33 protein-coding genes are annotated in these 21,484 nt (G+C 36.2%); 30 read left to right on the top strand and 3 right to left on the bottom strand.

Translation table 11 applies throughout. The annotated features are described in order from the left end of the window. Positions 1–88: 88 nt before the first annotated feature. The gene (locus tag FDO66_RS09755; RefSeq protein ID WP_141432450.1) at positions 89–466 is read right to left on the bottom strand and encodes a helix-turn-helix domain-containing protein; all 378 of its coding nucleotides are present in this window, start codon (positions 464–466) and stop codon (positions 89–91) included. A gap of 162 nt (positions 467–628) precedes the next feature. On the opposite strand from FDO66_RS09755, the gene FDO66_RS09750 reads away from it, so the two are divergent. From FDO66_RS09750 to FDO66_RS09670, 21 genes are all read left to right on the top strand, one after another. Further along, on the top strand, positions 629–856 hold the full coding sequence (locus FDO66_RS09750; protein WP_141432449.1) for a helix-turn-helix domain-containing protein: 228 nt from the start codon (positions 629–631) through the stop codon (positions 854–856). A gap of 13 nt (positions 857–869) precedes the next feature. Beyond that, entirely contained in the window at positions 870–1,052 is a 183-nt protein-coding gene (locus FDO66_RS09745; RefSeq protein WP_141432448.1) for a helix-turn-helix domain-containing protein, read from the top strand. 80 nt (positions 1,053–1,132) lie between these two features. Next, positions 1,133–1,645: a helix-turn-helix domain-containing protein gene (locus FDO66_RS09740; RefSeq protein WP_141432447.1), complete on the top strand. Its 513-nt coding sequence runs from the start codon at positions 1,133–1,135 to the stop codon at positions 1,643–1,645. Then, positions 1,642–1,896, top strand: coding sequence for a hypothetical protein (locus FDO66_RS09735; RefSeq protein WP_141432446.1), 255 nt, complete (start codon positions 1,642–1,644; stop codon positions 1,894–1,896). Before FDO66_RS09740 ends, FDO66_RS09735 begins: the two co-directional genes overlap by 4 nt. Positions 1,897–1,900: 4 nt before the next feature. Continuing rightward, positions 1,901–2,053, top strand: a complete 153-nt coding sequence (locus FDO66_RS20840; RefSeq protein WP_181444520.1) for a hypothetical protein — start codon at positions 1,901–1,903, stop codon at positions 2,051–2,053. 194 nt (positions 2,054–2,247) lie between these two features. Continuing rightward, positions 2,248–2,457: a YqaI family protein gene (locus tag FDO66_RS09730; RefSeq protein WP_141432445.1), complete on the top strand. Its 210-nt coding sequence runs from the start codon at positions 2,248–2,250 to the stop codon at positions 2,455–2,457. Positions 2,458–2,554: 97 nt separating this feature from the next. After that, the gene (locus FDO66_RS09725; protein ID WP_141432444.1) at positions 2,555–2,962 is read left to right on the top strand and encodes a hypothetical protein; all 408 of its coding nucleotides are present in this window, start codon (positions 2,555–2,557) and stop codon (positions 2,960–2,962) included. Beyond that, entirely contained in the window at positions 2,962–3,969 is a 1,008-nt protein-coding gene (locus FDO66_RS09720; RefSeq protein ID WP_181444519.1) for a hypothetical protein, read from the top strand. The genes FDO66_RS09725 and FDO66_RS09720 overlap by 1 nt, the downstream gene beginning before the upstream one ends. A 29-nt stretch (positions 3,970–3,998) precedes the next feature. Further along, positions 3,999–6,122 carry a coiled-coil domain-containing protein gene (locus FDO66_RS09715; protein ID WP_141432443.1) on the top strand — a complete coding sequence of 708 codons (2,124 nt, stop codon included), beginning with the start codon at positions 3,999–4,001 and terminating at the stop codon, positions 6,120–6,122. After that, on the top strand, positions 6,109–6,393 hold the full coding sequence (locus FDO66_RS09710) for a hypothetical protein (protein WP_141432442.1): 285 nt from the start codon (positions 6,109–6,111) through the stop codon (positions 6,391–6,393). Before FDO66_RS09715 ends, FDO66_RS09710 begins: the two co-directional genes overlap by 14 nt. Beyond that, positions 6,368–8,209: an ATP-dependent helicase gene (locus FDO66_RS09705; protein WP_141432441.1), complete on the top strand. Its 1,842-nt coding sequence runs from the start codon at positions 6,368–6,370 to the stop codon at positions 8,207–8,209. The genes FDO66_RS09710 and FDO66_RS09705 overlap by 26 nt, the downstream gene beginning before the upstream one ends. A 15-nt stretch (positions 8,210–8,224) precedes the next feature. Next, positions 8,225–8,998: a DnaD domain protein gene (locus FDO66_RS09700; protein ID WP_141432440.1), complete on the top strand. Its 774-nt coding sequence runs from the start codon at positions 8,225–8,227 to the stop codon at positions 8,996–8,998. 13 nt (positions 8,999–9,011) lie between these two features. Further along, positions 9,012–9,329: a replicative helicase loader/inhibitor gene (locus FDO66_RS09695; protein ID WP_181444518.1), complete on the top strand. Its 318-nt coding sequence runs from the start codon at positions 9,012–9,014 to the stop codon at positions 9,327–9,329. Continuing rightward, a complete protein-coding gene (gene dnaB, locus FDO66_RS09690) occupies positions 9,259–10,629 on the top strand; it encodes a replicative DNA helicase (protein WP_309475269.1) in 1,371 nt (456 codons plus the stop codon). The genes FDO66_RS09695 and dnaB overlap by 71 nt, the downstream gene beginning before the upstream one ends. Before the next feature lies 1 nt (position 10,630). Next, positions 10,631–10,807 (top strand): hypothetical protein, encoded by a 177-nt coding sequence (locus FDO66_RS20835; protein ID WP_181444517.1) that lies wholly within the window; start codon positions 10,631–10,633, stop codon positions 10,805–10,807. Continuing rightward, positions 10,807–10,980, top strand: a complete 174-nt coding sequence (locus FDO66_RS20830; protein ID WP_181444516.1) for a hypothetical protein — start codon at positions 10,807–10,809, stop codon at positions 10,978–10,980. The genes FDO66_RS20835 and FDO66_RS20830 overlap by 1 nt, the downstream gene beginning before the upstream one ends. 4 nt (positions 10,981–10,984) lie before the next feature. Then, positions 10,985–11,275, top strand: a complete 291-nt coding sequence (locus FDO66_RS09685; RefSeq protein ID WP_141432438.1) for a hypothetical protein — start codon at positions 10,985–10,987, stop codon at positions 11,273–11,275. Between the two features lie 4 nt (positions 11,276–11,279). Then, positions 11,280–11,735, top strand: a complete 456-nt coding sequence (locus tag FDO66_RS09680) for a RusA family crossover junction endodeoxyribonuclease (protein WP_258535684.1) — start codon at positions 11,280–11,282, stop codon at positions 11,733–11,735. Positions 11,736–11,747: 12 nt separating this feature from the next. Continuing rightward, the gene (locus FDO66_RS09675; RefSeq protein ID WP_141432437.1) at positions 11,748–12,458 is read left to right on the top strand and encodes a 2-methylcitrate dehydratase; all 711 of its coding nucleotides are present in this window, start codon (positions 11,748–11,750) and stop codon (positions 12,456–12,458) included. Continuing rightward, positions 12,458–12,595 carry a hypothetical protein gene (locus tag FDO66_RS20825; RefSeq protein WP_181444515.1) on the top strand — a complete coding sequence of 46 codons (138 nt, stop codon included), beginning with the start codon at positions 12,458–12,460 and terminating at the stop codon, positions 12,593–12,595. The genes FDO66_RS09675 and FDO66_RS20825 overlap by 1 nt, the downstream gene beginning before the upstream one ends. A gap of 121 nt (positions 12,596–12,716) precedes the next feature. Continuing rightward, positions 12,717–13,493 carry a DNA-methyltransferase gene (locus FDO66_RS09670; RefSeq protein WP_141432436.1) on the top strand — a complete coding sequence of 259 codons (777 nt, stop codon included), beginning with the start codon at positions 12,717–12,719 and terminating at the stop codon, positions 13,491–13,493. A gap of 298 nt (positions 13,494–13,791) precedes the next feature. Here FDO66_RS09670 and FDO66_RS09665 read toward each other — a convergent pair whose 3' ends face one another. Continuing rightward, complete coding sequence (locus tag FDO66_RS09665) at positions 13,792–14,391, bottom strand: hypothetical protein (protein ID WP_141432435.1); 600 nt, start codon at positions 14,389–14,391, stop codon at positions 13,792–13,794. 146 nt (positions 14,392–14,537) lie between these two features. Then, on the bottom strand, positions 14,538–15,008 hold the full coding sequence (locus FDO66_RS09660; protein WP_141432434.1) for a DinB family protein: 471 nt from the start codon (positions 15,006–15,008) through the stop codon (positions 14,538–14,540). 675 nt (positions 15,009–15,683) lie between these two features. Here FDO66_RS09660 and FDO66_RS09655 point away from each other — a divergent pair. The 9 genes from FDO66_RS09655 (at position 15,684) to FDO66_RS09620 (ending at position 21,445) form a co-directional block, all read left to right on the top strand. Next, a complete protein-coding gene (locus FDO66_RS09655) occupies positions 15,684–15,884 on the top strand; it encodes an XtrA/YqaO family protein (protein ID WP_141432433.1) in 201 nt (66 codons plus the stop codon). After that, complete coding sequence (locus tag FDO66_RS09650; protein ID WP_141432432.1) at positions 15,881–16,489, top strand: hypothetical protein; 609 nt, start codon at positions 15,881–15,883, stop codon at positions 16,487–16,489. The genes FDO66_RS09655 and FDO66_RS09650 overlap by 4 nt, the downstream gene beginning before the upstream one ends. Before the next feature lie 213 nt (positions 16,490–16,702). Continuing rightward, positions 16,703–17,086 carry an ArpU family phage packaging/lysis transcriptional regulator gene (locus FDO66_RS09645; RefSeq protein WP_141432431.1) on the top strand — a complete coding sequence of 128 codons (384 nt, stop codon included), beginning with the start codon at positions 16,703–16,705 and terminating at the stop codon, positions 17,084–17,086. Between the two features lie 328 nt (positions 17,087–17,414). Continuing rightward, positions 17,415–17,576: a hypothetical protein gene (locus tag FDO66_RS20820; RefSeq protein WP_181444514.1), complete on the top strand. Its 162-nt coding sequence runs from the start codon at positions 17,415–17,417 to the stop codon at positions 17,574–17,576. A 1-nt stretch (position 17,577) separates the two neighbouring features. After that, a complete protein-coding gene (locus FDO66_RS09640; protein ID WP_141432430.1) occupies positions 17,578–17,880 on the top strand; it encodes a hypothetical protein in 303 nt (100 codons plus the stop codon). A 274-nt stretch (positions 17,881–18,154) separates the two neighbouring features. Further along, positions 18,155–18,436 (top strand): hypothetical protein, encoded by a 282-nt coding sequence (locus FDO66_RS09635; RefSeq protein ID WP_141432429.1) that lies wholly within the window; start codon positions 18,155–18,157, stop codon positions 18,434–18,436. 383 nt (positions 18,437–18,819) lie between these two features. Further along, positions 18,820–19,191: a hypothetical protein gene (locus FDO66_RS09630; protein ID WP_141432428.1), complete on the top strand. Its 372-nt coding sequence runs from the start codon at positions 18,820–18,822 to the stop codon at positions 19,189–19,191. Between the two features lie 72 nt (positions 19,192–19,263). Further along, complete coding sequence (gene terS / locus FDO66_RS09625; protein ID WP_141432427.1) at positions 19,264–20,037, top strand: phage terminase small subunit; 774 nt, start codon at positions 19,264–19,266, stop codon at positions 20,035–20,037. Continuing rightward, positions 20,030–21,445 carry a DEAD/DEAH box helicase family protein gene (locus FDO66_RS09620; RefSeq protein ID WP_141432426.1) on the top strand — a complete coding sequence of 472 codons (1,416 nt, stop codon included), beginning with the start codon at positions 20,030–20,032 and terminating at the stop codon, positions 21,443–21,445. The genes terS and FDO66_RS09620 overlap by 8 nt, the downstream gene beginning before the upstream one ends. The last annotated feature ends 39 nt before the right edge of the window (positions 21,446–21,484 follow it).

Below are 21,484 nucleotides of genomic sequence, written 5' to 3'. Positions count from 1 at the left end.
AATAGCATATATTAAGTTAAATCAAAACATACGTTTGTGATTAATATTTAATGCATAATTACTACTATTATTTATCCAAAAAAAAAGACTATTTGTCTTTTTTTTCATCTCTAGCTTTTTCCTTCATAAATCTTTCTTTTAATTCTCTATATTGCTTCAGAGATTGCTCCACATGTTCTAATTCATCTTCAGTTAAATTTTCTCCACCGCTACGGAACATTACACTGACTCGTTCTTCTGGATTTGGAGTATCTGTTCTGCCCGAAAGGTAGTCAGTTGATACATTAAATATATCCGCGATCTTATTAATTGTTTCCATAGGTGGCTGTTTCGTTCCGTTTTCATAAGCAGTATAGGTTACTCTTGCTACTCCAATTAGATCAGCTAAATATCCCTGAGTATATTTACTATTTTCCTTTTTCTTTTTTTCTCTCAAGAACTTTAATCTTTTTGCGAAAATATCCATGATTAATCTCCCGTTTCTTAATTCATTAACTTAATTATAATGTTACTTTTAGAAACTTTAAATATTTGTTCCTAAAGGTATATAAAATCCTTGACATGTTCCTAAAAGAAACATATAATGATGACATAAAGTTACTTAAAGGAACATTCGGAGGTGATTAATTTGAGAATTTGGCTAAAAACAAGAAGAGTTGAAAAAAAATTGACACATGAAGAAGTAGCCAATAAGTGTAATATTTCAAGAAGTTTCTATACTCATGTTGAGAATGGGACTAAAACTCCAAGTGTTGATGTCGCGAAAAAAATTGCAAAAATATTAGATTTAAAATGGACAATTTTTTTTGAAGATGAAAGTTCCTCAAAGGAACATATAAATCCTAATACTGCCTAAGGAGGTGATCAAATTGCTAATTCAAAAGACACTCACTGTTCAAGATGTTGCTAATTATTTAGGAGTTCATCAAGACACGATCTACACTATGGTCCGACAGAAAGAGATTCCACATTTTAGAGTGCGTCGCAGAATCTTTTTTAGTCTTGAAGCCATTGATGCTTGGATTAAAGACCAGGAGTCAATAATCAGTTAAAGGTCTATTTCAATAATCTAAAACTATCATTTCAGAGCGTAACAACTCTACTAAAACATAGGTACAAAAGGAGGGATCTCATGAGGATTGGTGAGGAGATCGCAAAGGCACGAAAGCGGCAAGGACTCACCCAAGAACAACTATCACTAGATTTACCCACATCAAGGGAAAGCTTAGCCAAGTATGAAACTGGAGCTAGAAGAATTCCTGAGGATATGCGATCGCATATTGCTCAAGGCATCGATGATGTTGAATATTACTTTGTTACTTGGAATGAATCAGCTGGAGAAGTTGCAATTCCTTTCCTAAATGGAGATTTTATCGATCAGCATCCATCAAGCATGGCCTTCTTGGTCCAGCGTGAGACGGATGAAGCAATCGTACAACTAAGAGGGCTTTGTTGGACCAAGCCCGTACATACACGAAGCGATAGTGAACAGGAAGAAATAAAAAGAGCCATCTTTGAAACATTGGATGCTGCCACATCCATGATCAATCTAGTCGCTGTCATTTGTAGAGAGCATAAATTCTCGATGAAAAAGATCTTCAGGGAATGGCGACTGACTTTGAAGATGAGGAGGATGGAGAAGTGAAAGAAAGAAACCGTCGATCGATTACTTACTATACAAGCGTTGTCGATATTGTGACTGTCTTGGATGAGTTGAGGGATGATTTAGATGTTCTCATTAAAGAGTATCATCAAAAGTTTGAAGAGCAAATTAAGACTCCCGGAAATGAAAGAGCAGAAGGAGAAGCACACGGTAGAAGAATGGCATTTTTGGAAGCAAAAATCATGCTGACGGACAAAATCGGTGAAGTAAGAAAACGCTACGAAGGGAGATAATACGGTGCAATATATTCTATCAGCAAGTCGCTTAATGAAAGCTAGTGAAGTTCGAAAACTATGTAAGGAAATGAGAGAAAACCCAGTACTTTTACTAGATTTAGAGTTTCAATATCGCGAACAAATCTATAACAAATACAAAAAAACAGCTAGCTAGGCTGCCACCTAAAGCTAACTGAGTTTCTGATAATCCCATTTTACCACAGTAGGAATGGGGCGGCAATTTCGTTATTGCCGTGATAGGTCGGTGGATCAATTTTTCCCCCGAAATTGATCCACCGACTTATCGCGGTGCAAATGAAAGTTTGTGCTAATCGTTCTTTGAAAACTGTATAGAGAGGAGGTAAAACAATGGACCATCCGATTGTTGTTGAAATTGAAAAAACAGGTTATCCAAAATCAGAACAACCTAAAATTTGGGGATTCGATTATTTCGGTGATGAGATCTTTGAAGGGGATTCTGTGATAAAGGATCCTTCGAATGGAGAAATCGTTTTAGAAGAGAATCTAGAAGATTACTTAATTGAAGTACTTGGATTTGAGTTCAAAACAGCAGAATAAAAGACCTGTGTTTGCGGCACAAGTCTCATGAAGGTTTTCCTCAATATTCTATCCCTATTGTAGGGGAAAACCTTCAATAAATCAATGGAGGTTAAAAATGATACAAGTTGTTCCTTTTCATTCGGATAGTGTTTTGCATCTTGAAAACTGTATCGTAATGAGAAAAAACTTTGACCATATTGAATTTGGGTTTCCTTATTTTGATGCGCAACCAATTAAGCTTACTATCTCAGATTGTTCGATGTTAGTCCTTTTTATTTTGAATTGCGCGAAGCGTATTGATGAAGGGGAAATAGAAAGCTTTTGTACTCGTCCAGTAAACGAAAAAGTAGATTGGATGATTATTATTAGAAAAACTTTTGGAGATTCCTTGCATATAGATTTCACTTTTACGGATGTGGCACCGATGATTATTGATCTCCAAGAGGTTATTAACTTTGGCTTAATACTAAATAAAATGCTTGATATCAAAATGATTAATTCACCTGAGGAGGTTGATCGTTAATGGCAACGAACGAAGCGCAAGCTCTACAAATGGTAGAGGCAGTAAAAAGACAGAACGTAGCTGTCCTGGGTGATGGAGAAGTTTTTGTTAAGAAAGTCAATGGTGGAGCTATTAGGAGCGTGAAAGGGGCAATTTCCCTTCATGAATCCAATGGCGAAATTGCTGTTATACAAGGAAAAGCAATGACAACGGCTAAAGGCTTCAATTCCCTTAATCAAATTGCCGGTTTGTCCATTATCACGCCGGAGAAATTGACTCTTCCTGATGGTCAGATCGTTGTTAATCCTTATCCGATCCTTGATCCAGATAGTAGCACGATCAGCAAAGTATGGGTGAAGAAAATAGCGATTGGTTATAGCCCGATCGGAAACTTGGTTATCACTAGCGCCACTCTTTTATATGACATTCGGATGTATTTCATCCAAGACGTTATGAAGAAGGTCGGATATAGCCAAGGAGCAGGGAGAGTCACAATTGAGCAAACATTGACTGATGAAGAAAAAAAGACGGGAATTTTTTTGAAAATCGATGGGATGATGGGCGTTTGGGCAAATTTCCAACACAAGGATATTTTAAAAGCTATCGATACGTTCATAAATAAAAAACAGTTTGCTGAACGGAATGCTCAATCTATTTGTGAACGCTTAGTAATGAGTAAGCATCCCGCCTTAGCAAGTGCAGCATATGTCTCTGCCCAAGGTCCAGATAAAAATCGAACTGCAAAGGTTCCCGTTGTTGGTTACGTACATGATTTTAATCGTGAAGAATTGCTTGATATTGCTGAAAAAGCTGAGAAGGGCGAAGAAATCAAAATTGATAATCAAAAAGTTAACATCATTGAAACTACTGCTGAAGCAACTGAAGTTGACATGGTTGCTGATATGGACGATGAAGAGAGATTTCAACAAGATCCAGTTCAAGAACCTATAGAAAATCCTTCGTATTCTACAACTAGACCTACAAAAGCTGCTAATCTATTCGATTTCGATGAAGGGGGTCGATTCTAATAGCTATTGAGGAGATTCAAATTCAAAACGTGAAGGGGCAGACAGTTACACAGCCCCTTACTGGTAAAGATATTTTCATTGGACGAAATGGTACAGGGAAAACGACCCGGGTACAATCACTGGGATTATCCATGTTGGGCTATGTACCTGGGCAAGGAAAGACTGCTGCAGATACTTTCAAGCTTGCGACTGGTGAAGAAATGGTGGTTGGGTTAAAAACTGATTCCTTTCAGTTTCAGCGTAAGTTCAAAAAAGAAGAAAAACTAAACAAGAAAACAGGGGAAAGAAAGGTCAGCATCAAGGAAACACTCTCTGTTTCTCCCGGTCAGGGTGAACGAAACGAGACTGAGAAAAAAGCAAGGATTGCTGAAGAGATTGGCAGCTTTCCTGTTGCTTTAGATTTCAATGAATTTCTATCTTTATCGGGTGCTAAGCGAAGAGATTTCATCTACTCGCTTTCCCCAATTTCTAGTAACACATGGACCCGAGAACAGGTAGAAAACTATTTAGCTGATCAGCTATTAACGATCCATTTAAAAACTAATAACCCTGATCAATATTACATTATGGTTAATCTTATTGAACAATCTCTTAAACAGTATCCGGAGCATTTAGGGATCCATGAAGGCCTCCAATCCATGTTAGATTGGACAACCAATGAATTAAGCTACTGGTCACGAAAGCAAAAGGATGCTCAAGGTGCTGTTCGTCAGATGGCCGACATGAAAAATAAAATGGCTGAGACTGATCGAAACATTGGGGCAGCAAAAAAAGAGCTGGAAGAATTTCAAGAAAAGTTGCTCGAAGTGGAAAAGAAAATCTCTGGTGATGAGCAGCAGAAAAAGAACATCGATCGCCGTCTCGCTAGAATCGAGGAATTAAAACAGCTAATTGATTCTATTGAGAAAGAACCTATTCAAATAGATACATCTGAATTGGACCAAAAGATTGCTAGACTACAATCTGAAATGCCATTACCTCTTGATATCGACAACGATATAAAAATATTTAATCAAAATATTAAAGTTGCTAATGACGAGCTGATCAAAATTCAACAAGAAGGCTCTTCAATAAAAGAACAGATCATGACGATTCGTTCGACCATTAAATCATTAGAAGCTGCTCTAAATAAAGTAAATGAGTTAGGTGGAGCTTGTATCATCAATCAAATGATCGCCTGCCCTAAGGATTTCACTGGATTTGATCTTTACATCGATAAACAAAAAGAAAAGGCTTCAGGAGCACTGCAAACCTTAGAAGAGCAGCAAGGAGAACTCACGATCAAAGTCGATGAATATCTCTCCATAATTAATAAAAACGAAGAGGATAAAACCAACTTATTTAAAAAGGCTCAAGAAGTACAAAAGCAACGCGAGCAAATGACTGCAGAAGTCAACCAGTTAGAAAAAGAACGTGAAAAACGATTAACAGCTGCAGAGAGAAAAGAGCATAAGCTTTCCATTTATCGTGAGGAATTAGCCAAGTTGGTTAATGAAAAAGACGAACCGATTGGGGATCTTGCCCTTATGAGACTTCAAGCAGATGGAACTAAAAACTGCATAACTGAATTAGATCAGTCCATTAAGGAGAAAGAAAAGTCAAAGCAAGCAATCCTTCTTATGCAACAGAACGTTCTTGAAAACCGCGAAGCAGAACATAAGTCAGTTTGTTTGAAATCTATTCAAGAAGCCTTAGGACCTAAAGGGATCCAAGGGGAGTTAGTAAAGGAAATATTAGAGCCAATTCGTTCACAAATTCAAGAGAACCTGCAGCTAATGGGATTTGAACAAAAGCCATTTTTTCAAACAGAATCCGATACCGGTAAGGAGATATTTGAATTTGGTTGGATTAACGAGCATGGACATGAAGTAAATTTTGATGCACTTAGCACTGGTCAACAAACGGTATTCTTAGCAGCAATGATGATGACCATTATTGACCGAGCACAGCCGAAATTACGGATCCTTGTAATGGACAACCTAAATCATTTAGATAAGCAAAACTTCCAATTGCTTGTGGATGGACTGGATAAGTTGGCTCCTAATGTGGATAACATCATCATAGCTGGTGCTCTTGAGTACGAATTTAGCTCAGATGGATGGGAAGTTACTGATCTTTCATCGAAAGAAGGTGAACTTTATGAGTCAGCATGATGAACAAAGCAAGCCATATATCGTACAAGCCCCTCATTTTTCCTATCAACTTTGCCGTGGTACAGCGATTGAATTAAAGGGATTTGATGAAGAGTGTCATGACATGAGTGGTATCTATATAGTCCACGAGAATCTTGGGCATAGACTTATTTTATTAAATGTAAAAGCTGATTTCATTGAACTTGATGCTTATGTTTATGCAGACCCAGATTGTGAACTTGAAATAAAAATTTTAGGAGGGAAATATGCCAATGGTGAGCTCCCTTTCTAGCATTACTAAAGGTTTGAATACCAACCAACATCAAGCAGTCGTTTCTACATCACCTGTCATCCTTTGCTTAGCAGGTGCAGGATCCGGAAAAACAACGGTACTCACTCGAAGAATTGCTCATTTGTTCCATGAAAACAGGATAGGGACCAGCAATATGCTGGCCCTAACCTTTACCCGATTAGCCGGCAAAGAAATGAAAGAGCGTGTTATCAAACTAGTGGGCGACAGTGAAGGGAAGAAGCTTTTCTGTAACACCTTCCACGCCTTTGCAGTTTCAGTACTAAAAGATTGGGGTGATCGTATTGGCATTGAAAAAAACTTTACCATCTATGATCAAGAAGATCGAGCTTCTATTCTTACAACGATTATTGATGAGCTTGGTAAGAGAACCACCTTGAAAAAGGTGATGTTCTCTTTTGAAATATCCATGGCCCCACAAGGCACAGAAGAACGAAAAGTGATTAATGAGTACTTGTACCGTTTAAGACAAAATAACGCTGTTGATCTTGAGAAGTTAATTGCTAAAGTCGTTGAGCTTTGGAAGATCGATTTTGAATCTCTGCAATATTACAGAAGAATGTATACACACATTTTTATAGACGAATATCAGGATAGCAACGATGAACAAAGAGATATGATTAGTTTTTTGTCCCCGCCTAATCTTTTCGTGGTTGGTGACGATTTTCAGGCCATTTACGGTTGGAGACAAGCTAAGGTCGAATACATTCTCAATTTTCCTAAGGAATATCCAGAATGCGAAATAATCAAGCTTGAAGATAATTATCGATCCACTAAAACAATCGTTGCTGCAGCAAATAACCTTATATCACATAACAAAAAGCAGACTAAGAAGAAACTTATCGCTCATAAAGACGGCGATCCTATTACGATTCAGATGGTTGCTGATGAACGAGTCGAATATGAAATGATCGTCAAAAAAGTGTGCGAGCTCCAAGAGAAGGGCTACTCATACAAAGATATAGCGATTCTTTCAAGAACGAACGCACAGCTTCAAAAAACAAAGATGGAATTGGCAGTAAGCAATATCCCTAACGTACTGATTAACAATGACGATCTGATGAAAAACAGAGATATTCGATCAATTGTAGCCTGGTTAGAAGTCATTACAAATCATAAAGATAATCGAGCGCTTTCCATAGCCCTTAGATATCCTCATCCTTTTCTAACTCAAATGGAGGAAAGCAAGGTGAAAATGAAAGCTCTTGAAGATGATTCTTCCCATTTAGAGGTACTTCATCAATCTGACTTCCCGGGTGTTAAGGAGTTTTTCAGCATTGGAAAAAAAATCTTCAAGACATGGATGGATGAAGAAGAGACTTCTGTTTCTCGCTTATTTGAGATCGCAGCTGACATATTAGGGGTTTTAGATGACTACAAAGAAAAAGGGCTAAATAACCGCATAGAATCGTTTGAGAGCTCTTTGAATTATATACGAAATTGGGAGAAATCTAAAACGAACCTTGGAGAAGATGCTAGTCTTTCAGGATTCTTAAAATGGCTAAAGTATCGGGATATTCACGAAAAACTCATCCAAGAGAAAGATGCAGTCAAACTGATGACCGTTCACGGCAGCAAGGGCTTAGAGTTTCCAGTAGTTATTATGATCGGAATGGTCGAAGAGGTTTTTCCATCTAAAAAAACCAATGACCTCGAAGAAGAAAGACGTCTTGCTTATGTTGGGTTTACCAGAGCAAAAGAAAAATTGATTCTATCATATGCTGCAAACAGGCAACTATTTAATGGGACATTGGTTCCTGCAGAAAGAAGCAGATTCATAGATGAAATTAACGCGTAGAAGTAGGTGAATCGATTGGAACGTATAGAAGAACTTAATGCATTTTACGATAGGCTCGAAACAAACCCATTACCTTTATCCGCCATCTCGCTATTTCATTCATTAATGTATATACGAGACAAACACGGATTGGTCGATTGGTTTGCGGTATCCATATCTGCTTTATGCACTAAGTCTTGTATAAGTGAAAGTAATTTTTTTAATATACGAAACAAACTTAAACAAGAAGGTTATATCGATTTTTCATCCAGAGGTGGCAATCAATCTGCCAAGTATTTAATCACTGTTTGTACCACAAAAAGCATTGATCAAAACTCAGGACAGCAAAAAACATTGGTCAATACTCAAGTCGATGAGTCAGTCAATCCTCCAGTCAATGTTCAAGTCAATAGGTCAGCATTATTAGAAGAAAATAGAAAGATAGATAGACAGATTGAGGTCACCTGGGCGAATATCATGGATTCCTGGAAAGAGGTCTTTAACCAAGACATGAGGTTAAATCATTCGCAAATGCTGGGTGCTTATATTGACCATGACAATATGACGGAAGCATTGCTTTTAGAAGCGATCGAAAGAGTAAGACAAGCAGATAAGCCTGTTTTTAGCTATCTTTGGAAAACACTTTCTAATTGGGCAAAGGCCGGAGTGAAAACGATGGGTGATTTATTGGAATTTGAAAAAAATAGGGATAGCGATTCTCCTTCATTTCAAGGAAAAAATAGCTCTAAAAAAACCAATAGCACGTTAGATTTTCTTGAGGATTACAAGAAACGCAAGGGGATTGGTTAGGAGGTGCATGCTCGTGACAAGGGAAGAAGCAATAAAAATTTTACAAAGGATTGCTGCTACTTACGCTAGGTTTGATCTTAGCGACGACAAGAATGTGGACATCTGGTTAGAGGCACTAGAAGACATGTCTTATCCTCTGGTCCGTGCAAGATTAAAAGAGCATACACGTCTGAAGATTTTCCCTCCTGTCATTGCTGAAATTGCAGCATATGATGCACCCGAAAATGATTTTTTAGACCGGCAAAAGGAGTGGCGGCGTGATGCAGAAAAACGAATACAACGAGATCGGGCCAGTGGATATGTCCCACCAAGACCACCGTGGGAATCCTAATTATTTTGCCCGGCAGGAAACACTAGAAGCCGAAAATATGGTATTAGGTTCAGTTTTTCTAGAACCAGATTTAATCCATGAAATTAATTTGGAACCTATACATTTTTCGATTGCTAAAAATAAGCTATTGTTTCAAACCATGCGCGAATTGGCAGCTGAAGGGATAAGAATAGACCCTGTCACGATGACAAAAAAATTAGGCAACAACATCGAAAACGTCGGAGGAGTATCTTACATATCTCAATTAGCAGCTTCTGTTCCTTCGACAGCGAATTTGGAAGCCTATCAACGAATTGTTCTTGATGACCATAAAAAGCGCGTATTGGTCGCTGCTGCAGCTGCATATCTAAACGATCCCACTGAGGAAAAAGCAGAGGACTTGTATACCCATTACATTGAAATGCAAGAGGTCGGAAAAGTCAAAGAGAAGACTAAGAAAGATATCTTGTATGAGCTGTATGAGGAAATGAACGAGGACTTTGGCGATCTTCGAGGGATTGATACAGGTTTTAAAGATCTAAACGATATGACAGGTGGTTTACAAGGCGGCGATTTAATTATTGTTGCTGGAAGGCCATCGATGGGGAAAACAGCCTTTGCTTTAAATCTTGCAAGTCAATGTTGTGTACGCGAAGGTGTCGCAGATGTTTTCTCTTTGGAAATGCCTGAGAAACAACTCACTCAAAGGTTTTTAAGTGCTATTGGATGGATTGATGGATCAAAATGGCGAAATTCGTTTCGATTCTTTTCCGATCGAGATCGTGCAAGTGCTACAAAAGCGATAGGCGTATATAGCCAATGGGTGATGAATATCCACGATGAAGCAAAACAAACCGTAGCAGACATACGAAGGGAAGTTCGAAAAACCAGTCGTGAGAATCCAGGCAAGCAACATATTGTCGTTATAGATTATCTGCAGCTTATAACGCCACTAGGTAAGTTCGATCGCCATGATCTCGCTGTAGGTAGTATTACACGGGAATTGAAACAAATGGCACGCCAATTTAATGTGCCGGTTATTCTTTTATCACAGCTAAATAGGGGAGTCGAACAAAGGCAAGATAAGCGCCCTATGCTATCTGATTTAAGAGATTCAGGAAGTATTGAACAAGATGCTGATGTTGTTATGCTTCTTTACCGTGAAGAATACTATGATCGTCAATCTGAAGGTAAAAATATCGTCGAAATTAATATAGCCAAACAACGTAACGGACCTGTTGGGACTGTTCAACTAGCATTTTTAAAAGAATTTAGCCGTTTTCGATCTTTAGAAAGAAAGAGGGACCTAGAGGGGGCTTGAAATGAGTGCTCGATCAGTCTATGAAAAAATGAAATCTCACTATTTAGCTACTGGTGAAGTTATGAGAAATGAATTATTTGTTTCCCAAATTGCTTCTAAGTTTAAAACAGAGCATGTCATCGAGGGGCTTATGATTTTTAATCAATTTTTGGATGAAAAAAGAAAGGGTGTGAGTTAATGGGAATTCTTTTCGAAAAAGTCATGTTGTCTAAAGAAGGGAAGCGTCAATTCATCATTAAGGAATTAATCCAGCTAAGAGTCACGGAGGATGACGATGGGACAAGTGTTGAACAGTTAGATTATTACCAACTAAGACATTTGTTAGCAATGGAAAAAGCGAAAATGGGGTGATCTGATGTTCAATGAAGGCGATTGGGTCATCAACATTAAATCTGGATCCTTTGGTTATATTGAAGAAATCTCATCATCAGGATTATTCGTGACTGTAGTTCTAACAAGATCAATCAATGGTGAAAGTATGAACAGTAAGAAGTCAGGAAGCGTTATAGAATTCAAATCAGCACCAATTTATGGTTTGTTTGGCAATGGAGTGTTAGAGTGCCCAATTGATCTTGCGATCGATACGAAGGATTATGAATGGTTTAAGGAATTATTGGATCACAGATTGATTATTGAAAGGGTGTGAAATTGTGCCAACAGAGATTAAATTCACCGTGTATGGAGATCCAGTAGCTCAAGGACGTCCACGGTTTAGCACCCAAGGCGGCTTTGTGAGAGCGTATGATCCAAAAAAATCAAAGGATTTTAAGCATTTTGTCAAATTGGCTGCTTCAGATCATAGACCTAACAAATTATTAGAAGGACCGTTGATCATGGAAGTGCGAGTGTTTAAGGCAACGTTAAAGAGCTTCTCAAAAAAGAAAAAAGCAGCTGCAGAAAAAGGCGAGCTTAGACCTATCACAAAGCCCGATGTAGACAATTTTATCAAGGGAATCAAGGATGCACTGAAAAGTGTTATTTGGAAAGATGATAGCCAAGTAGTCGATCTTCGGGTCAGTAAATGGTATAGCGAGACGCCAAGAGTCGAAGTCGTGATAAAACCATTGTTATCAATTGATTCAGAGCAAATAAAACTAACAATCTAGGAGGCTAAGAAAATGTCCTTTATCGACTTTAAAGCATTGATCAAGAAAGTAAACCTTAAGCCAAAAGGTGTTAAAGAAATTGTAATTGAAGTAAGTGGTGCCGGACTGGATGGGAAACTTGATAAGCTATCTGGAATGATCGATCAGCATGCAGAAGTTTCTCTGGAATCTCTAATCATTAACTACAACGTGACCATAAATTCGAAAACAAACAAGCCTCTTAAAGAATACAAAGTAAATCAAAGTGGAGTTGTTGAAGAGGTAAAAAACGTTAACGAGCAAATGGAAGCAGATCTTGGATTACCTGAAGACAAACCTCAAACAAAAGAAGAGAAGAAAGAGGCAGAGCGAGAGGTTATCGATCAATTCATTTTAGAAGGATTAGCACCTAACTTTGATGATTTCCCATATTATTTTGCGGATATTGTAAAGCGCCGTTTAGAGGGAGAATCATTCATTAGGCTAGCTAATGAGCTTTGCATTAGTTCAGGAAAGGTAGCTGATCTGATCGATGAGTTTCGCATAAAATGCGCTCCTTTGGCTCAAGCCTGGTGGGAATGGAAGTTAAGCAATCCTTCTGCAGATACCGAAGAAAATACAGAATCTGAGGACTCTGAAACAGAAGGTACCGAAAATGATACAGATGAGCTTGAAAATGATCAAGAAACGGATAATTCTGATCAGGATGAAAAAGACTCTGACTCAGAAGATGGAGCAGCATAATGGCTACGCGCAAAAGACAAAGAAAATGGACCCTTCTCTTCAGGTTTGAAGAGGAGTGTACCGTTTATTTATATGAGCCGTTACGAAAATGTGATTTGAATGCAAGGCTGCGGGATGGATGGAAGAAGATTGGGTGACTATTTCATATTAAGTTTTATATTTTGAGTAGAAAAAGAGACCTGTTAGCAAGCCTCTCAATTGTTATAGAACTAATGTTCCCGTACAATTCTATTATATGACTTTGAGAGGAGAAAGAAAATGAGTATAAAACAAAATACGATTTATCAAATGGACTGTTTAGAAGGGATGAGGTTTATTCCTGATAAATCAGTAGATCTTATTTTATGTGATTTACCCTACGGTACTACACAATGTAAATGGGATAGTATTATTCCCTTTGAACTATTGTGGGAACAATATAAACGAATTATTAAAGATAATGGAGCAATAGTGCTTACTGCTAGTCAACCATTTACAACAGCACTTATAGCTTCAAATATGAAATGGTTCAGATATGAGTGGATTTGGAAAAAAGGAAATCACAATACCGATTTCCAAAATGCCAATCGAATGCCACTTAAAAACCATGAAAATGTATGTGTTTTTTATAAAAAATTACCGACATATCACCCACAAGGGATTATGAAAATTAAGCCTAAAAGAGTTAAAAAGGAACCAAGAATGCAGGTATTAGGAGGAAGAAATGTCACTCTAAAAAAAGCACATACAGTAAGATATAAAAATTTTCCAAAGAGCGTTTTGGATTTCCCTCGAGACAGCAAAACGTTCCATCCTACACAAAAGCCATTGTCTTTGTTCGAATATATTATCAAAACATATACAGATGAAGGAGACGTTGTTCTCGATAATTGTATGGGTGGATTTACTACTGCAGTTGCTTGTGACAACACTGGACGGAATTGGATTGGATTCGAATTGGAGGAAGAATACTGTTTAAAAGGGATGGATCGCATTAATGAAAATAGAGATAAGTTAGGTATACCAAATGTAACTATTGAAACAAATGTAGAATAAATTTTTCACAGTTTTTTTCATAAGTAAACACAAGAATTATTTTGTTTCCAAAAAAATGAGGTGGATAAATTGAAACCAACAGAGTTAATTGAGCAACTTCAATGATGCTAAGAGAAGGAATAATAGATGATCATGAGGTTAATCTAGAACTTTTGATACTCATACTTGGAATATTGAAAGGTTAGAAGAAAGAAATAGGGAAATGGTTTTAATTGGCCATATAAAATTGATGATTAATTGAATGAAAGTGAATAGGGAACAAAAGACTAAATTTGTCTGGGATAGGAAAAGCTCTTGCTTAGCCCAAGAGCAAGATCATATCATCTTGATATTTCTGGTAAGTATTCCATTCTAATAAATCAATAATTTCTTTTGCCAAGTTCTTATTGATTAGTGAAATACCAATGGATTGAAAACAGCGGACTATAGGAGAGCGAAAGTTTCCTTCTTCATAATGAAGTGACTGATTTCTTCCTTGCCAAATTATGTTTTTAATAGGCTCATTATATATAAATCTACCATCTGGACAAGTATTTAAACTACTATGAACAATACTAATGCCTTGCTTGGCTATTTGCAAAAGTGCACCAGATAATGCTTTTATGGATTCCTGCTTTGAAGAAATTGAGTTAGATAGTTTATCGATTTGTATTTGTAGTGGTTCAATATGCTCATTATAAAAAGAAGCTTGTTTTGCGTATGAGTGCATTATTTGATGGTCATTAAAATGATCATTCAGATCTAATTCTTTCCTAATGAAGTCAGCATAAAGAAATTCGTGGTGTTTTTTTAAGTCAACAAGTTTTGTTTTAAGACTATTAAGAGCATTTTCTTCAGAATTTATCAAATCAATCAAATTATGTGCTGCAAAATTTGTTTGTATCAAATAATCGTTCATTTTATCCACCTCTAATTTGTTGTCGGTAAACTTATTATAATGAATGATTGTTATCCTTGGAAACAAAAGAGTAATAGAGTATATAAAAGAAAAAACCAGTTTTATTAGACTAGTTTTTTCTTCCTAATACAACACTTTGTTGATATTCAGTTTTTAACACTTACATGTTCAATCATACGCTTCATTGCTTGAATATGACCTATATGAGCTGCTTCATGTATTAATGCTAAACCTGCAAGCTCTCCAACGGTCTTACACCCTAGGAATGGGGTATCCAAATCTTGATCTAGCTGTTCAATAGGAATTTGCTTTAAACGAGTTAATTGATCTTTCAACTGTTCAATAAGCTGATCCATAGAAGGTATATCACCTATCCAATCAGCTGGTTTTGTACCGGTTCCAAACAATTCCATATAATTCGTAGGAAGGTGAGTTGTTACATGAGGAAAACCAAACATAGTTTGTTCAGTAGTTGTTAAAATGTGACCTGTATGCCAATGGATTGTGTTATTAAAACCATCTGGCTGGACATCAGTTTGCTCCTTAGAAACGGACTCTACAATCTTACTGAAGTATTCCCTTGTCATCTCAAATTGCTTGAATACAAGTTGATTCATCTTTTTCTCCCCTTTCATTAACAAAATCATCCATATTATACCATGGATGTAACGTAGAGGATGCAAGAAAAGGAACATACGGTTAACCACGAGATAAAATGGTAATTGGTTGGATAAAGAAGTATACGGGTACATTTCATTAAAAGAGTAGATTTACTTAGACAAAACAGTCGAATCGCATGATCGTTTGATTGTTTTGTCTAACTAGGTAGTTTTAAAAAGTATAGTGCTTTAATTACTTCCTTTGTATCTCTTTTAACCTATCAATTATTTGGTGATTTAGCTTAATTAAATAATCCTGTTCTTTCTTAATCACGTGCTGTTTGTACGAAAAGAATACAAAAAAGAAAATGCAAACTATAACGAATAAAAGCCAAAATAAATCGATAAAGAAATCCATATTAATAACCTCCAGTGCAATACAAAAAATAGTTTAACATAAAAATTGTATAATTTTAACATATTACGATGGACTTTAATCGTTTTGTTTGTTAAATAGATGTTTAAATTAGCATGTTAGGAGGGGGATCAGATGGACAAAAATATATTAAATAAGTTGAAACTTTTGAAGCGTGTAACATATAACGGTATGCCATTAAATTGGCCGCAAGTAAAATAAAAAGCCAGGATCTCTCCCGGCACTCACACTGTAATTATACCATGGGAGGGATCCAATTGAGACTACAAAACATAGAAATTAATCCTAGTACTATGAGGATGGAAATTGATATAATGGAACAAAAAGGAAGTTTTGTTATTGTGGTGTGTGATGGGAAGGCGAAGCTTACGGAGCTTCCGGTGCATGGTGAGACAAAAATAGTGACACATCAAGGTAAAGTAAAGAGGGTGAAGTTTGATGAGGGGGAAGATTTTTGAACAATACACAGCTAATAATGATGTCATTGATTCTATCTATAACTGCAATTATATTCACTTTATTTCCTTATTTATTAAAATTTATTAGAAAATGTGTTGATTGGTTTTTCAAAAACATTGAAAAGAAAGAACAAAAAGGAAAGTTTATTTTTTATTCAACTTATAATAAGGAAAAATTAATAGAAGAAATAAGCACGACTTATTCTTCAATTGAAAGGATAAATGAAATTTCTAAAGAAAATATAAATGATTTAATAGGAATATTAAAGAAGGATACTCTTTCCAATGAAGAAAAATATGCAATAAAAAGATTTAGTTATTGTTTAAATAGCATTAATCAATATTCTCATCTTAGTTCAACTTTGTCCTTATATATAACTTTTGTTGGTGGATTTTCATTAACCTTAATTGTAAATTGGCTTCTTAGAGGGGAGTTATTAAAATATTTATCAATAATAATCCCTATAATAATAGTATTTGTTGTAGTATTTTTTTTGGTATGTGTAGTTTCAGTGAATAAAGGAATAGAAAATGACAGAAGAAGATTATTTTTTCTTAAGGATTTAATTTCCCTATATATAAAAGAATTTATGGAAAGTAAATAAGTTCTACCAGCCCTCTGGAGGACACTGAACAAACGGTTTTATCGTTATTCAGTGTCCTTTTTTATTTGCCGAAAACGAGGTGATATTGATGAAAGTAAAGTTGCCGACAAACCATTGTAAAGGCTGTATCTGGTTAACAAAAGACAATCTGTGTATGTTCCATCGTTGTATTAAGAAAAATGGCTTTGTAGCTGACAAGAAGGAGGGTAAAAAATGACAGCTGAACAGTTATCTCTTTTCGGGGAAATCGATGAAAAGCTAGTTCGACAAACAGTTATAAGAGAATTAAAGAGATATAGAGCTTTAAAAGTTCGACTTGCAAACAAGAAAGAAAGCCAGGAAGCAGGTGTAAATAATCTGTTTCCTGTTCTTCGAAAAGAAGATAACTTAGCTGAATTAAAAGTGAAGCAGATTGATAGAGCTCTTGATTACTCGCTCGATGATATAGAAAGAAAGATTATCCAAATGAAGTACCTTGAAACAAAGCAGCATAAGGACATCACCATTTATATGGAATTAGGCTTAAAAAAAGAAAAATTCTATGAAAAGAAAGGATCTGCTATCTCCAATATTGCTACCTCCTTAGGCATCATATAATTTCCCCGACAAAATCCAGATAAATTTCCGACAAAAACCCGACAAAATCCAGAGAAAATAGGTACCAAAAAGGGTGCCTTTTTAATTTTCCATTAAAGGTAACATTTTCTTAGGGATTAAATTCCCTGGGAGAAGCGCCTATCCCTTATCAAGACGTACTCGATCTGTCGTCAAGTATGGGAATCCATACCCACGCACTTATGTTTGCGGAGATAGAGCGCGGGGCTTTGGAGGTAAAAGCACTCCAAAATTTATTACATATTAGAATAAATTAAAGGAAATTATATCCTCTTGTCGACTTTATAGGGCGAAAGGAGTTGGTTAAGGTATGAAAATATTCATAAATAACGTTCAAATTGAAGGAGATTTAAAAACTATTGATCTAGAGAAAAAAGAATTTGAATTTAAGTTTAGTGTTATTGGAGAAAGAGACTATTATTTGCATTCAGCTTTGTTAGCAAATGATTCGATTAATGTGAAAATTACCTGATTTGAATTTAGAATATAAGGCATATAAGGGTAATTGGGCAAGTTCTCATATTGGAACTTTAGAAGATGATACTCCAAGTTCATTTACAGTTAATTTTAAAGAGTATACAGAAGAGGATAATAAGTGGACATCTTTTACAGGTCTTTTTCACACTGCAATTGATAATTGGACGAGAACAAGGGCTCTTGCAAAAGTTTTGCAAAATAAAGGATTATTAGAAGAGGAAGAATACAAAATGTTAATTGAAGAAATTGGAGAAGCTTCCTTTGAAGAAATGAAAAAGTATATCTTAACAGGAGAGTAAAACAGAGCATCCTCTGGGTGCTTTTCTTTTGCCCCAAAACATTCTGTAACGTTACAATGGCCAGAAAATCAAAAATAGAAAAATATGGGTGTCAGGAGATCGTTTTGAATGGCTTAAAGCCGATCCTACTCCAGGCTTTTAATCTTAATATGTAAGAGCGTCTTTCTAACGAATTACGCTTTTTATTTTTGTAATAATTTTGTTGTTTTATAGTTAATTAGTAGTAGGAAACCATCTTCTTTTGTCGAATATTTAGGCTAAAGGAGGTAGGGATATGGAATTAGAGAAAATTGACCTTGATTTGCTAAAAGCAATTTATGAAAAAGACTATAAAAATAAAAAAATTAATTGGTTTGCAATAGGTTTTGAATCTAATAATCACAAAGCTTTTCACTTAAAAAGATTAGAAAGATTTGATCTAATTGAATTAGAAAAAAATGCATTAGTACCAGGAGGGAGAATAGACCTAAAATATGGTACAGCAATAGCAATTGTATGGTCTGAAGTGATCCACATAAAGGAAAAAGGGATAAATGCATTAAAGTTAGAACAATAAAAAATAATAATAGTTTAAGCATCCTTCGGGGTGTTTTTTATTCATAAAGGACATTTAATAGTTATTGAGAATACACAAAAGGGAATACATATTTAAAAAGGAGTGATTTAAATGGCTGATCCTGGAATTGCTGGTAAAGATCCAGGTGGATTTGGAGATTTAGTCGTTGACAGTAAATTAAGTGATCCACCGACAGGATTGTTTATGGATGATCCCCCATCTGGTGGTTGAAAATTAAATTAATTAAGAGCGTCTTTCTAACGAAGGGCGCTTTTTATATTGCTTAATAATATTGTCACATATTTGTAATTTTATATTATTACGGTAGTAGGAATTGATCTCCTTTTGTCGAAATGAAAGACTGAAGGAGTGATAAAATTATCATGATTAATAAGCTGACGGGGAAAGATGATGTTTTCTATTTAAAAAGGTTATTAGACAATTTGTTTAATGATGTTGTGTCTTCTTATGAAGCTCTATTATTTATTGAAGACGATACAAAATTTCAAATATCGCAAGGGTTTTTAATACTTGCTAACCAGCATTATGTTGAAGCTAGTAGATTTTATTATGATAATGAAGTTGTTCAAAGAGAAGAATATGAAAATTTTTTTTCGTGTTATTTAAATTTTAAATCAGAAATATCTACTGTTTTAACCAGAAGAGATGAAAATAATACCTGGGTTCGAGGTAGTTATAATAATTTAATTAAAAGTATGGATAATTTAACTTTTTCAATTAAAAATTTACAATAATTAGCATCCTTTGTGGTGCTTTTTATTTTGCTCCAAAACAAACAATTACACGGAGGTGGACGGTGATGTGACGTGGCGAGACCGAGAAATTCGAAGCGAGATGAAGCATTTCAGATTTGGAAAAATAGTGGTGGAACCAAGAAGCTAAAAGACATTGCCGCCGAATTAGGATTATCCGATTCACAGATTCGGAAGTGGAAAAACCAAGATAAATGGGATGACCAATTAAAAGGTAACGTTACTAAACCCAAAGGTAACGTTACGAAACGAAAAAGGGGCGCACCAGCTGGCAATAAAAATGCTGAAGGATCTGGTCCTCCTAAGAAAAATCAGAACGCAGTAAAGCATGGCTTCTTCTCTAAATTTCTTCCTAGTGAGACGTTGGAGATTATGGAACAGATCCAAGAGCATTCACCTGCAGATATGATATGGGATCAAATTCAGATTCAATATGCTGCCATAATACGTGCTCAGCAGATCATGTTTGTATCGAGTCAAGAAGATCTGACGAGAGAATTAAAGCGCGAAAAGCAGAGCTCCTCAGACAAAAGTAGCAGCTGGGAAGAAGAATACGAGCTGCAGTTTGCTTGGGATAAACATGCTACCTTTTTAAATGCTCAATCCAGGGCAATGAGCGAGCTTAGAAACTTGATTAAACAATTTTTAGAGTTTGCTCATGAAAATGATGAAAGACGACTTAAGCTTGAACAGATGAGCCTAAACATTGAAAAAACAAAGGCTGAAATAGAAAACATCAAAGGTGATAAAAAGGATGGTGCTGATACATGGGTGGATGCTCTTAAAGAGGTTGTTAACAAGCGTAAAAAGGTGAAAGAGAATGAGTAACATTCCTTACAATGTCTTGGTTGATCTTATCGATGTATATTGGGATAATCCAGTCGCTTTTGCTGAGGATGTTTTAGAATTCTACCCCGATGAATGGCAGACAAATGTATTAAATGATCTAGCTAACCACCCATTTGTTTCCGTTCGATCTGGACAAGGAGTTGGGAAAACAGGTGTAGAAGCTATAGCAGTAATTTGGTATCTTTGCTGCAGACCAAATCCAAAAGTAGTTTGTACAGCTCCGACAAGGCAGCAACTAAACGATGTTTTATGGGCTGAAATAGCCAAATGGCTTGATTCATCAATGGTTAAAAATTTCCTCAAATGGACCAAAACAAAAGTCTATATGATTGGCAACGAGGAAAGATGGTTCGCTACAGCAAGAACCGCAACCAAGCCTGAAAATATGCAGGGTTTCCATGAAGAATACATGTTATTTGTGGTGGATGAAGCTTCAGGGGTTGCTGATGATATCATGGAAGCAATTCTTGGTACGCTTTCAGGTGAAGAAAATAAATTGTTGATGTGCGGAAACCCGACTAGAACAAGTGGGGTTTTTTATGATTCACATCACAAGGATAGAGTAGATTATAAAACTCATAAGGTATCAAGTTGGGATTCTCCAAGAGCAAGTAAAGAAAATATTGAACGTCTTATTCGAAAATATGGGAAAGATAGCGACGTTGTTCGGGTCCGTGTAAATGGAGACTTTCCTAAATCAGAGCCAGATGTATTTATTCCACTTGAAATGGCTGAAATGGCTACAGAAACGATTCTGGATCCTGTAGGAGACGAATTACACCTTGGTGTTGATGTTGCCCGATATGGTGACGATGAGACCGTTATCTCTCCTAGAATAGGTGGAAAGATATTTGATTTGAGATGTTTTAATAAGCAAAGTACTACAGCCACCACAGGACGCATTATTGAAGCGGCAAGATATTTTCATGCTGAATATTTTATTCGTTATGTGAAAGTCAAGATTGATGATGATGGTGTAGGCGGTGGCGTTACGGATCAGCTTAATGAAATAATTTCACAAGAATTTTTCCCATTTTCTATCGAAGTCATTCCGATAGGGAACGGACGAAAGGCAAACGATGATGAGCATTACGAAAATAGAGGAACAGAAATTTGGGCTTCAATTCGTGATCGATTGCAAGAAAACCTATCAGCGTATTTACAAGGAGAAGCAGCAACGGTTCAGATTCCGAATGATGAAAAACTTATTTCCCAATTAACAACTAGAAAATACAAAATGACGAGTAAAGGCCGCATCATGTTAGAAAGAAAAGAAGATATGAAAAAAAGAGGATTAGATTCTCCAGACCGTGCCGATGCAGTTGCATTAGCATTTGCAACTGACAAAGATATGCAGTGGTCAAGCGAACGTCCATCCGGTTGGTAATCTTATGTTTTTTTATTTTATCGGAAAGGCAGGTGAGAC

It is taken from the genome of Bacillus sp. 03113 (assembly GCF_006546985.1).
In the GTDB taxonomy this organism is placed as follows: domain Bacteria; phylum Bacillota; class Bacilli; order Bacillales; family Cytobacillaceae; genus VATK01.
Note: the sequence above shows the minus strand (reverse complement) of the source record. Positions and strands in the feature narration are given on the sequence as shown.